This is a genomic window from Rhizobium sp. 21-4511-3d, assembly GCF_053522545.1.
This window is the reverse complement of the sequence record NZ_JBNWCF010000007.1, coordinates 71,867-84,048: the sequence shown is the minus strand read 5'-3', so window position 1 is coordinate 84,048 and position 12,182 is coordinate 71,867. Positions and strand designations below refer to the sequence as shown.

Annotated in this window: 10 protein-coding genes, 1 tRNA gene and 1 riboswitch; of the genes, 4 read left to right on the top strand and 7 right to left on the bottom strand. The window is 58.3% G+C overall.

Annotation, left to right across the window (positions count from 1 at the left end; translation table 11 throughout):
• The first annotated feature begins 2 nt into the window (after window positions 1-2).
• Entirely contained in the window at window positions 3-920 is a 918-nt protein-coding gene (argF, locus tag ACQZ5H_RS16655) for an ornithine carbamoyltransferase (RefSeq protein ID WP_112713528.1), read from the top strand.
• A gap of 94 nt (window positions 921-1,014) precedes the next feature.
• The gene (locus ACQZ5H_RS16650; RefSeq protein ID WP_199626116.1) at window positions 1,015-2,007 is read left to right on the top strand and encodes an Hsp33 family molecular chaperone; all 993 of its coding nucleotides are present in this window, start codon (window positions 1,015-1,017) and stop codon (window positions 2,005-2,007) included.
• 3 nt (window positions 2,008-2,010) lie between these two features.
• On the opposite strand, the gene apaG is transcribed toward ACQZ5H_RS16650, so the two are convergent.
• Together apaG and ACQZ5H_RS16640 are read right to left on the bottom strand one after the other, a co-directional pair.
• Entirely contained in the window at window positions 2,011-2,403 is a 393-nt protein-coding gene (apaG, locus tag ACQZ5H_RS16645; RefSeq protein ID WP_199626117.1) for a Co2+/Mg2+ efflux protein ApaG, read from the bottom strand.
• A gap of 212 nt (window positions 2,404-2,615) precedes the next feature.
• The gene (locus ACQZ5H_RS16640) at window positions 2,616-3,800 is read right to left on the bottom strand and encodes an O-succinylhomoserine sulfhydrylase (RefSeq protein ID WP_413710923.1); all 1,185 of its coding nucleotides are present in this window, start codon (window positions 3,798-3,800) and stop codon (window positions 2,616-2,618) included.
• Between the two features lie 42 nt (window positions 3,801-3,842).
• Window positions 3,843-3,921: riboswitch (SAM riboswitch) on the bottom strand.
• A gap of 73 nt (window positions 3,922-3,994) precedes the next feature.
• Here ACQZ5H_RS16640 and ACQZ5H_RS16635 point away from each other — a divergent pair.
• Together ACQZ5H_RS16635 and ACQZ5H_RS16630 are read left to right on the top strand one after the other, a co-directional pair.
• Window positions 3,995-5,089 carry a 2'-deoxycytidine 5'-triphosphate deaminase gene (locus ACQZ5H_RS16635; RefSeq protein WP_162708642.1) on the top strand — a complete coding sequence of 365 codons (1,095 nt, stop codon included), beginning with the start codon at window positions 3,995-3,997 and terminating at the stop codon, window positions 5,087-5,089.
• A 43-nt stretch (window positions 5,090-5,132) separates the two neighbouring features.
• Window positions 5,133-5,206: transfer RNA gene (locus ACQZ5H_RS16630), tRNA-Gly, on the top strand.
• A gap of 57 nt (window positions 5,207-5,263) precedes the next feature.
• On the opposite strand, the gene ACQZ5H_RS16625 is transcribed toward ACQZ5H_RS16630, so the two are convergent.
• The 5 genes from ACQZ5H_RS16625 to ACQZ5H_RS16605 all read right to left on the bottom strand — a co-directional run bounded on the left by ACQZ5H_RS16625 (window position 5,264) and on the right by ACQZ5H_RS16605 (window position 12,062).
• Window positions 5,264-5,971, bottom strand: coding sequence for a CatB-related O-acetyltransferase (locus ACQZ5H_RS16625; protein ID WP_449098425.1), 708 nt, complete (start codon window positions 5,969-5,971; stop codon window positions 5,264-5,266).
• Between the two features lie 127 nt (window positions 5,972-6,098).
• Entirely contained in the window at window positions 6,099-8,306 is a 2,208-nt protein-coding gene (locus tag ACQZ5H_RS16620) for a capsular polysaccharide export protein, LipB/KpsS family (protein ID WP_449098424.1), read from the bottom strand.
• Between the two features lie 117 nt (window positions 8,307-8,423).
• On the bottom strand, window positions 8,424-9,059 hold the full coding sequence (locus ACQZ5H_RS16615; RefSeq protein WP_449098423.1) for an acyltransferase: 636 nt from the start codon (window positions 9,057-9,059) through the stop codon (window positions 8,424-8,426).
• A gap of 21 nt (window positions 9,060-9,080) precedes the next feature.
• The gene (locus ACQZ5H_RS16610; RefSeq protein WP_449098422.1) at window positions 9,081-9,854 is read right to left on the bottom strand and encodes an ABC transporter permease; all 774 of its coding nucleotides are present in this window, start codon (window positions 9,852-9,854) and stop codon (window positions 9,081-9,083) included.
• 183 nt (window positions 9,855-10,037) lie between these two features.
• Window positions 10,038-12,062 carry a methyl-accepting chemotaxis protein gene (locus ACQZ5H_RS16605; RefSeq protein ID WP_449098421.1) on the bottom strand — a complete coding sequence of 675 codons (2,025 nt, stop codon included), beginning with the start codon at window positions 12,060-12,062 and terminating at the stop codon, window positions 10,038-10,040.
• Between the last annotated feature and the right edge of the window lie 120 nt (window positions 12,063-12,182).

Genomic DNA, 12,182 nt, shown 5'->3' with positions numbered 1-12,182 from the left:
ACATGGCTTCCCCCAAACACTTCCTCGATCTCTCGGCGGTCAGCTCCGCCGATCTGCGCGTCATCATGAATGATGCGATCTCGCGCAAGCAGGCTTTCAAGGCCGGCGCCGGCGACAAGCCGCTCGCCGGCAAGATGCTGGCGATGATCTTCGAAAAGCCGTCCACACGTACCCGCGTCTCCTTCGATGTCGGCATGCGCCAGCTCGGCGGCGAGACACTGTTCCTCTCGGGCACCGAAATGCAGCTCGGCCGCGCCGAAACGATCGGCGACACCGCCAAGGTCCTGTCGCGCTATGTCGATGCGATCATGATCCGCACCACCGAGCATCACCGCATGCTCGAGCTTGCCGAGCATGCCACCGTGCCGGTCATCAACGCGCTGACGGACGATACGCATCCGTGCCAGATCATGGCCGATATCATGACCTTCGAAGAGCATCGCGGCCCGATCAAGGGCAAGACGATCGCCTGGACGGGCGACGGCAACAACGTGCTGCATTCGCTGGTCGAAGGGGCTGCCCGTTTCGGCTATCGCATGAACATGGCCGTACCCCTTGGTTCTGAGCCGAAGGATCACTATCTGAACTGGGCCCGCAATGAGGGCGCCGAGATCCTGCTCAGCCATGATGCCGACCGTGCGGTCGAAGGCGCCGATTGCGTGGTAACCGATACCTGGGTCTCCATGAATCAGGAACATCGGGCTCGCGGTCACAACGTCTTCCAGCCCTATCAGGTCAATCAGGCTTTGATGGCAAAGGCCGGCAAGGATGCATTGTTCATGCATTGCCTGCCTGCCCATCGTGGTGAGGAAGTCACGGACGAAGTGATCGATGGCCCGCAATCCGTGGTCTTCGATGAAGCGGAAAACCGTCTTCATGCGCAGAAGTCGATTCTTGCATGGTGCCTGGGCGCGATCTGAACCATACTGGACGCCACATCCGGCCTGACGGCCTCGTGGCCGCGCGAGCGGAGAGACGCCTTGGTCTGCCGCTCTGAATACTAGGAGTAAGACCATGGCAGAAGCTGCAGCCGCTCTTGGCGAGTTCGATTTCGCCGGTGATGATCATGTTGTCCCGTTTCAGGTTGAAGGTCTGGATGTGCGCGGCCGCGCCGTCCAGCTCGGCCCGATGCTGGACGCCATCCTGGAGCGCCACCACTATCCCGCACCCGTTGCCCGCCTTCTCGCCGAAGTGATCGTGCTGACGGTGCTGCTCGGCACGTCGCTGAAATTCGACGGCAAGTTCACCGTCCAGACGAAGGGCGATGGCCCGGTCGATCTGCTGGTCGCCGATTTCTCGACGCCTGAGAATGTGCGCGCCTATGCGCGCTTCGATCAGGCGCTGCTCGACGAAGCGATCGCCGCCGGCCAGACCGAGCCCGAACAGCTGCTCGGCAGGGGCGTGCTCGCCTTCACGATCGACCAGGGCAAGTTCAGCCAGCCCTATCAGGGCATCGTCGCGCTCGACGGCGCCTCGCTGGAAGAGATTGCCGGCACCTATTTCCGTCAGTCCGAGCAGATCCCGACCCGGGTTCGTCTCGCTGCGGCCGAACTGCTCGACCGTGACGACAGCGGCAAGCCGCGCCATCGCTGGCGGGCAGGCGGCCTCGTCGCCCAGTTCCTGCCGGAAGCGCCTGAGCGCATGCGCCAGCAGGATCTGCACGGTGGCGATGGCGACGAGACCGGTCAGCCGCTGAAGGAAGACGATTCCTGGACCGAGGCACGCACGATGGTGGAAACCATCGATGCCGACGAGCTGACCGACCCGCAGGTCGGAACTGAGCGTCTGCTCTTCCGCCTCTTCCACGAGCGCGGCGTGCGCGTCTATGACGCCAAGGAGGTCTTCGACCGCTGCAGCTGTTCGCGCGACAAGATCAAGGGCGTGCTGAAGGGCTTCTCGGCAGACGAGATCAAAGCGAGCCAGGAGAATGGCGAAATCGCGGTCACCTGCGAGTTCTGCTCGACGACCTACCGCTTCGAGCCGGCCGAATTGCAGCCGGCCGAGTGACGGTCAGTTCAGCACTCTGAGCAGGCCGGGTGAATCCAGGGAGAAGGCGGGTATCTCGACATCGAAGAGCTCGCCTTCATCCGTCTCCATCTGGTAATGGCCGAACATCAGCCCCGATGGCGTATCGAGCGGGCATCCCGATGAGTATTCATAGGTATCACCGGGCTCCAGCCGGGGCTGTTCGCCAACGACACCCGGTCCCGTCACTTCATCAACCACGCCGTTCTGATCCGTTATGTTCCAGTAACGGTTGACGAGTTTTACAGAGAGCTCGGAATTGTTGCTGATGACGATACGGTATCCCCAGACATAGCGATCGTCGTCCGGATCGGATTGCTCCTCCAGATAAAACGGCTCGACAACAACTTCTATATCGCGTGTGAGGGCCCGGTACATGCCTTACACCTTAGTCGGGATATCTTACTCGTATCTTATACGGCATTGGCTCCGTCAAGAAATGCCGCTGCATCATCAGTCAAATACAGACGATTGCACGCCGTTTTGATTGTTAATCCTAACATTCAAAGTTAATGACTCTAATAAGGTAGAGCTGGCTTGTCCCTTAGGTGGGGCAGGCCGCCGGACCGGCAAGTCCGGCGGCTCTTTGCTTAGGCGGGGATCTTCGACAGGGCCTGCGCGAAATCTTCCAGCAGGTCGTCCGTGTCTTCGATGCCAGCCGACAGGCGAACGGTGCCTGCCGAAATGCCGAGCTCGGCGCGCGCCTCATCCGACAGGTTCTTGTGCGTCGTCGTTGCCGGATGGGTGATCAGGCTGCGGGTGTCGCCGAGATTGTTGGAGATTGTCACGACGTCGAGCGCGTTCTGCAGCTTGAAGGCGGCTTCCTTGCCGCCCTTCAGCTCGAAGCAGACCAGCGTCGAGCCACCGGTCATCTGCTTGGCGATGATGTCGGCCTGCGGATGGTCCTTGCGGCCCGGATAGATGACGCGGGCAACCTGCTTCTGCTCCGCCAGGAAGTCGGCAATCTTCGAGGCGTTCTTCGTCTGCTGCGCGACGCGCAGCGGCAGTGTCTCGATGCCCTTCAGCAACGTCCAGGCGTTGAACGGCGACATGGCCGGGCCGGTATGGCGGAAATAGTCGTGTAGGTTCTCGTCGATCCACTGCTTGTCGGAGAGAACGACGCCGCCGAGGCAGCGGCCCTGGCCGTCGATATGCTTGGTCGCCGAATAGATGACGATATGAGCGCCGAGCTCCAGCGGCTTCTGGAAGAGCGGCGTCGCAAAGACGTTGTCGACGACGACCTTGGCGCCGATCTGGTTGGCGAGCTTGGCAACGCCGGCGATATCAACGATCTCGAGCGTCGGGTTCGTCGGGCTTTCCAGGAAGAACACCTTGGTCTTTGGGGTGATCGCCTTTTCCCAGTTTTCCAGGTGGCGGCCGTCGACCAGCGTGCATTCGATGCCGTATTTCGGTGCCAGCGTCTCGACCACCCAGCGGCAGGAGCCGAACAGGGCGCGGGCCGCAACGATATGATCGCCGGCCTTCAGCTGGCAGAGGATCGCCGCGGTAACGGCAGCCATACCGGAAGCCGTGGCGCGCGCATCTTCAGCACCTTCAAGCGCGCACATGCGCTTTTCGAACATGTCGTTGGTGGGGCTGCCGTAGCGGGCATAGATGAAGCCGTCGGTCTCGCCCTTGAAGCGCGCCTCGGCCGCTTCGGACGTGTCATAGACGAAGCCCTGCGTCAGATAGATCGCTTCCGACATCTCGCCATATTGCGAGCGCAGAGTGCCTCCGTGAACGAGTTGGGTTGCAGGGCGCCAGGACTTGCTCATGCCATCACCTCAAAAACAAAAAAAACCGGCCGCAAATGCAGACCGGTTTCACACCCGGTCTTTTTAGCCACTTGTTTAACGTGGCTGCAAGCCGACCGGCCAAATCACCACGGGATAAAGCTGCAATACTGCCGTTAGCTTCTTGCGTCAATTCCCTGTATTTGGTTTTGTCGGCCACGAACTATGGATGGAGCATGATGGCTCGCGAAACTGGAATTTTGGCCGATCGTGCCATTGCTGCGTTGTTTGAAGCCGGCCGCCTCGTGTCGGAGCGGGAGCTTGATCGCGATCAGATCCAGCCGGCGAGCCTGGATCTGCGCCTCGGCGCCAAGGCTTTCCGGGTCCGCGCCAGCTTCATGCCCGGCCCCTCGCATCTGGTGGCCGACAAGCTCGATCGCCTCAGCCTGCACGTCATCGATCTTTCGGAAGGCGCGGTTCTCGAAACCGGCTGCGTCTATATCGTGCCGCTGATGGAGCGCCTCGACCTGCCATCGGATATGTCGGCCTCGGCCAATCCGAAGAGTTCGACCGGCCGTCTCGATATCTTCACCCGCGTCATCACCGATTACGCCCAGGAATTCGACAAGATCCCGGCTGGCTATTCCGGGCCGCTCTATCTCGAGATATCGCCGCGCACTTTCCCGATCGTCGTGCGCCGCGGCTCGCGCCTGTCGCAGATCCGCTTCCGCGTCGGCCACTCCATCTTGGGTGAACCGGAGCTGCAGGCCCTGCACGACGCCGAAACGCTGGTCGCCAGCAGCAAGCCGAACGTCTCGGGCGGCGGCATCGCACTGTCGATCGATCTCACCGGCGACAAGGAAGGCCTGATCGGCTACCGCGGCAAGCACCACACGGCCGTCGTCGATGTCGACAAGAAGGCCCAGCACGATATCTTCGACTTCTGGGAGCCGCTCTATAGCCGCGGCCGCAACGAGCTGATCCTCGATCCGGACGAATTCTACATCCTCGTCTCCCGCGAAGCCGTCCACGTCCCGCCGCATTACGCGGCCGAGATGACCCCCTTCGACCCGCTGGTAGGCGAATTCCGCGTCCACTACGCTGGCTTCTTCGACCCCGGCTTCGGCCACGCGCCCGCCGGCGGCCGCGGCAGTCGCGCCGTTCTCGAGGTGCGCAGCCACGAAGTCCCCTTCATCCTCGAAGACGGCCAGATCGTCGGCCGCCTCATCTACGAGCACATGCTGGAAAAGCCCGTCAGCCTCTACGGCTCCGGCCTCGGCTCCAACTACCAGGCCCAGGGCCTGAAGCTCTCGAAACACTTCCGCATCTGACCGCCTTGACACCGCCTCCCATCTGTTGGAAGGCTGGTGCTGCGCGGGTGTAGCTCAATGGTAGAGCAGCAGCTTCCCAAGCTGAATACGAGGGTTCGATTCCCTTCACCCGCTCCAGTTGTCTTCTTCGCTGCCAGCCTGCTGTTGGCGCTTCGTGCTAAGAGAGTTGCAAGGCTACGAAAACCATCGTCTCATAGAGAATCTCGAAGTGGCCGGATTTTTTTGGGCGTCGATTCTCGAAAGATATGCCACAGTTTTTTCGACGTCACTCAGAGGAAGTTTTAGGATCACATCCATGTCGCGATCCCACCATTTGAGGCGCAGAAGTTCTTTGATAAGTCGTCGTTCGAAACGGTAACGTATGATCCTAGCGGGATTGCCTGCTACAATTGCATACGGTGGCACATCTTTGGTTACAACCGCGCCGGCTCCAATCACTGCACCGTCGCCTATGGTGATGCCTTTCAGCACAAGGCTCGCGGCACCAAACCAAACGTCGTTACCGATTACAATCGAGTGTGAGCGCTTTCTGTTCTTTGGTTTTGTGTTAGCGATGATCTCAGCGCCTTGGGCCACTGGGTCGTTAGGGAACCACTTTTTAGATATACGAAAGAAGCTAGTTGAGACGTGGTGGATTGGGTGCTCTTCCCCGCCAATCTGGCAATTGCGGGCGAATGAGACGAACTTGCCAACCAAAACACCATCGAAGATGCAAGTGTTCGCGTTGATAAAGCAATATCGCCCTATGCTATCGGCCATCACTACGCACCCCGGGCCAACATGAACGGGGTGCTCAATTACGGTCCTCGATGCGATACTTACTGATTTAGGAATGGTGGACGTTGCGCTCGCGGTGAACTTTGGGTCTGCGTCATCGTCCATCTTTCGCATCCAGTAAGATCGATTGCTTGAGTGAGTTCATAGATAGGGGCCTGGCTAAGGCAGCTGATCGCTACTAAACCGAATATGCGAATCCGACTACCTGACTGCCGCAGACGCTAGCGCGTGATCATTTTTCGGTCCCAAATAGCAGTGCTCCAACATTACGCTGTAGTGGGTTCCTAAGGCTAGCAAAGAAAGCCGCGGGATCGGCGTTGAATTTCTGTAGGTCCTTCTGATTGCCGATAGCCCTCACGAAGGGCCTAACGATCGGCATCAAGGCTCTTCTAGATAATGGCACGACCTTCGGTCGTGCCATTACGCCGTTTGCGCCACCAAATGAATGAAAGATCGGCGAGTTTAGACTGTGGCCTTCCGGGATCGCCCCCAGTCGCAAGGGGGTCGGTGTCAAACCTCGAATCTCGGAGAAAGCCGTTCTGGTCGCTAGGCGTCGCAAGGATCCATCGGGTTCGACTTTGCTTGAGTATTCTGTTTTACCAAAAGAATAATAGTCGAAAACAAGATATTTCATAAATCGCAGCTTTACTTCGTCGTCAACAGAAAGGCTGGCTGTGGACAGCTCGACCAGTTCAGCTGGCGAAGTTGCCGCGAAAGCAAATCCGTTATGCTGGTAAAAGGCTTGACCGCAGCAGATGACTGGCTTTCCTAAGGCAGCCGCGATAAGCCCGCTTCCTGAATTTATCAGCACAACTTTGTCCGCCAAGTCGATCAGATCGCGGATATGGGCATTGTCGTCAGCGAAGACGACGCCGTCGATCGCAGGCTTGACCGTCTCAAGCGGATGCTTTTTTACAACGACCACGTACTTTCGTGGATCCAACGTTGCTGCAAGTTGCGCTACCCAGTCGTTAAATGTTGCGGCATCCTTGCATGCGCCCGAAAAGTAAACCGTTGCGGTATCTGAAGGTCTTTGCAAAGCAACGAATATCACCTTGCGATCCCCTAGCGGCAAACTCCGGCGAAGATGATCCGCGCCGGTTCGCGGACCGTTGATCTCAAGAGTTTGCTCTTCACGATTGAACGCCTGGAACCAGTCAAGAATAGCCTCTCGGTCGCGATCAGATAGCGGGTGATCCCAAGCGGTGCGGGCATATGAGTCGCTCTCTCCCAGAAAACCTTTGGTATCAAAAAACCAACTGTCCGGCAGTGCGCCGCGATCGTAGGCTATAAATCTAATCCCGGCTGCCTTGACGCCCTGGTAGAGTGAAAGACGGTGGGCATTGCCATATGGATTTAGGAAGAAGACACGGGTGAAGCCCTCTGCCTTTATAAAGTCGCTAAGCGAAAGCGCGTCTGCGAACGATCTTTCCGGTATCGAGCGAAACCGACCCAGAGCCGGATATATGTGGCGAAGTGCGCGCGATGGCATGGAGCTCGGATCGACGAGCACAAGTGTCATCTCCGTCGAGTTCATATCCTCCAGCGGAGGTATAGAGGTCAGCCCTCGATCGTAGTCGGCCATGCTCTTCGATACGCGCGTTTGGTTGCTTGTGCCTACGTAATCAGCCTCTTCCCTGCGAGGATGCCATAAGTGAACGATTGCAACACCTCGTTGGAAGACGTCTATCCCGTAGAGCGCGTAGAAGGCCCGAAACCCCTCATACTTCAGAATGGAATTGTTCCGAGTATTTAGATAGTAGTCTCTTGGTCTTGGTCCGCGTCGGTAATATGAGCTGAGGCGATGCATCAACTCAAAGTCTTCCGCACCATGTCCGGTGAAACTCTTGTCATGCCCTCCAATCGCCAGCAAGTGATAGCGATTAGCGACAATTGCTGAGATGGCGTAGGTGTGGCTGTCGTAGACTGATCTATCGTGCTTTATGACGCCATCATGCGCCATAAGGTCAGCGAAGTTTCCTTCGCCAGCGGAATGAAGCTCAAGATATCGCCTGGTGAAAGATTGAGTTAAGTATATGCCCGGTAACGCGAAAAAAGCGTAGGCGTTCTCTGGCATTCCTCGCAATCGGCATTCCATCAAGACTCGCTTGTATCCGTCCGTGGACATAAGGAAGTCGATGTCGTGATACACCACCAATGGTGTGCGGGCTTGTTGCGTGCCTATATCTCTGGCTGCGCCGATGCTAAACGGTTGTCCCTCGGTCTCAACTCTGACTAACCGAGCTCCATGCTTTTGTGAGACAGTTGCTAATTCATGAGCGCGCTGGACGGATGTACCGTAATCAACAATGACAAGCTCATAGCCAGCCGGCAACGTTTTTGCAATTCGCTCAATGCGCTCGACTTCATCATAAAGGCTATCTTTTGACAGGCGAACTGGAATGATCGCTGTGATTAGCGGTTCAGTATTTTCTGGCATTGTAACCCCCCGGCTATTACTACCATCGGACCAACCGGCCCTCTGTACGCCTATATGTCGCCAACTAAGGTGGTGCAACGTAAAATTGCCAACGGCGTTTCCGGCCTTGAGAGCTATCTACTCTTCATTAAAGTAAAATTCTTCACTTCTAATGTTCGGACTCCGTTCCCATGTGATGTCGCTTTTGACGACTTTTGCCGGATTTCCTACAGCTACGCTGTGGTCACCTATCTTCTTGGTAAGTACGCTACCAACGCCTAGTACTGACGCATTGCCGAGAGACGCGCCCTTTAAAACCACCGCGCGGTCGGCTATCCAAACATGCTTGCCAATGGTAATGGATTGAGAAAGGTTAATCCGTTTTTTAGTGTGTGCGTTATAAATCGGGTGACCATCGGTCGTGCGTATAATTATATCCGATCCAAAGAGGCAGTCGTCACCAATATCGATTTTTGTAGATTCGACGGCGCGCAGAGTTATATTGCTTGTTACGGTGAAATCTCTGCCTATGATGATTTTGCTGTTCAGTCCGACGGTTATTTTTCCGCTTATTGAGCAGCCTTCAGCAATACTTAACTCGGAATTGCGGCCCATTGTTATCGTGCATTGGGTGATATTCGCGTTACTTCCTATATTTACGACAGAGTTTCTTTCATTGAAGATTATGCTGCTTGCAGCAAAACGTAAGTTTTCGCCTACGGACAAGCGGTTTCCCTCGTCATCAACGTAGTCGGCCAATTCTGTGATTCTCAAAACATCCTCCGGGGCTAAGACTTAGTCGCTGTTTTTGATCATTTTTTTATGAACGGTAAACAACGCCATCCCAACAAACATCAGCAAAATCCCCGTCTCCAGAACATACCCCTTATCAAGCCCATAAGCCCGATATTCCGGATAAAACCCCGTCCTGAACCAGATCACGCAATGCACCAGCGGGTTCATCAGAAAGTAATCCGAATAGGGATGCGGCAGCTCGTCGGGCAGCATGAAGACACCGGAGAGGATGAAGAGGGGGCGGTTGACGATGCCGAAGACCTCTTCGTACCAAGGCCAGCGAACGAACAGGCCGGCATTGATCAGGCCGATGCCGATCGCGATCATCGAGGTCGAGAGTGCCGCTTCGATGATCGTCGGCCAATTGACGCTGGGTAGGCCGCCAAGGCCCTCCGCCAGTGTGAACAGTGTCAGCGCCGTCACCACCGCCGTGGTCGAAAACTGCAACACGACGCGTGAGACGATCGCGTCGAAGGGCGCGACGCGCGGGTAGTTCATCAGCGCCTTGTTGGATTTGACGGCCGACGAGACGTAGGATGACAGGTTCACGTAAAACAGGAAGCCGAGATAGCCGGTCGAGATGAACAGCGCGACGCTGCCGCCGAGGGGGGGCGTGGCGCTCAGCGAGCGGCGGATGAAACTCAGGAAGACGATATAGGCGAGCGGATCGACGATCGCCCAGATATAGCCGCCAATCTTGTTGCCATAGCGCGTGTTCATCTCGCGGATGATAAGGCTGGCAACGACCCGGAAATGAAGTTTGATGAGGCTCAACGGCTGCGACTTCCACGATGAGATCGGCTTAGGAAGTAGCCGAAAGCCGGGCGGAGGGCAAGTTCGCCGGAGCGTCTCTGCACGCTTTCCGGTTGCTGATGGGGTTTGAGCGATCGCTGATAAGCAGCCCTGAAATTGCGATGGGCGGCCGGAGCCGCCCATCGTCTACTAAGGTTCGGCCGATCAGAACTCCGTCCAATCCGCTTCCTTGCTCTCACTGGCGGTGTTGCCGCCGCTGAAGGCGCTCATCAGCTTTTGGCCGAGCGCGCGGGCAGGCGAGGCCGCCGGTCTTGCGGTGGCAGAGTTGGCGACGCGGATTGAGGCCGGGCGGGGTTTGGCGGCGGGTGTCGCCGGCTGGATCGGCGCGGGGCGCGAGGCGATCGGACGGGTGGTTGCCGATGCCGGGGCTGCCGCGGCGAAGCCGCCGGTGCCGGTCAGGCGGAACTCGGAGAGCAGGTTGTTGAGCGAGGCTGCCTCGGTTGCCAGGCTGTGGCTGGCGGCCGTGCTTTCCTCGACCATGGCGGCATTCTGCTGCGTGCCCTGGTCCATCGTGTTGACCGCCGTATTGATCTCCTGCAGTCCCGTCGACTGTTCGCGGGCGGCTTCGGCGATCGCGTGGACGTGCTGGTTGATCTCCTGCACCTCGTGGACGATCGCATCGAGCGCCTTGCCGGTCTCGCCAACGAGCGCCACGCCCGTCTGCACATGCGTGCCGGAATTGGTGATCAGCGACTTGATTTCCTTGGCCGCATTGGCCGAGCGCTGGGCGAGCTCACGCACTTCCTGGGCGACGACCGCAAAACCCTTGCCGGCTTCACCGGCACGCGCGGCTTCGACGCCGGCGTTCAGGGCAAGAAGGTTGGTCTGGAAGGCAATGTCGTCGATGACGCCGATGATGTTGCCGATCTCGACCGACGACTGCTCGATCTGCTGCATGGCATTGACCGCCTTCTGGACGATCTCACCGGACTTTTCAGCGCCGCCTCGCATGCGGGTGACGAGCTGGCTCGCCTCCTGAGCGCGGCGGGCCGCGTCCCTGACCGTCGTGGTGATCTGCTCGAGGGCGGCGGCGGTCTCCTCGACGGAAGCTGCCTGCTGCTCGGTGCGGCGCGACAGCTCGTCGGCCGAAGAACGGATCTCGTTGGCGCCGGCGCCGATCGCGCGGGCATTGGCGCCGACGGCATTCATCGTCTGGTTCAGGCGGCCGACGGAATTGTTGAAGTCGGCGCGCAGACCTTCGAGGTGCTCAGGGAAGGCCTGATCGATCTGCGAGACGAGGTCGCCGGAGGCGAGGCGCTTCAGGCCGTTTGCCAATTCGTCGACGGTGCGGGCAAGCTCGTTGGCTTCGCGGATCTTTTCCGCTTCGCGCTGGCGGCGTTCGCTGTCGCTGAGATTGCGTTCGCTCTCGGCACGCGCCTCGATCTGGCGGCGTTCGACGGCATTGTCGCGGAAGACGGCGACGGCAGCCGCCATCTGGCCGACTTCGTCGCTGCGGTCGAGACCGGGTACATCGGCATCGGTCTGGCCTTCGGCAAGCGAGGTCATCCGTTCGCGCAGCCGCATCATCGGCGCGGTGATGCCGATCTGCGCCATGTACACGCCGAGCGCGATGGCCGCGGCGATCGCAGCGGCGATGATCGCAAGGCAGATATTGATGCGCTGGTTGACGGTGACCGAGAGCGCGTCGCCGCCGTCGTTGAGCATCGACATCATCGCATCGTTATTGGCCGTCATCTTCGGCGTCAGCGCATTGAGCTTGGCGACCATCATGGCGGAGGCCAGCTGTGCGGCACCCATGTCACCAGCCTTGCCCGCCTCGACGACCTTTGCCGAAAGCGCTTCCATCTCGTCGATGCTTTTCAAGAGCTCACCGATCGCTTCCTTGCGAGCGGGAACGAGGTCCGCCGCCTGCTGCAGGCGATCACGCGCCTGCGGGATCTTGCTCGGGCTGGAGAGCGCCGATTTGAAGGCCGGCGTATCGGGCTTCATATTGGCAAGCGTTGAGGTCTGCAGCACGGAGGACACCAGCGAGGCGCTGGCGCGCGAGCCCTGCATGGCGGCGAGTGCTTCATGGTCGATGAAGGCGCTGTAATTGGCGTCCGCCCGGCGGAATTCGGTGATGATGTAACCCACGCCGGCAATCGTGATCACCCCGAGAAGCGCGATGACGGAGAGGATTTTTGTCCGGATTTTCAGATGTTTGAGCATGGAAAAAGCCCGTTGCATTCGCTGCGGCTTGTTGCTGGCGTGCGGCGAGAGATTGAAATCAATGTTTGAAACTCAGCTGTAATCTGCTGCGTTCTTGCGGCATTCCGAAATACCCTGGAA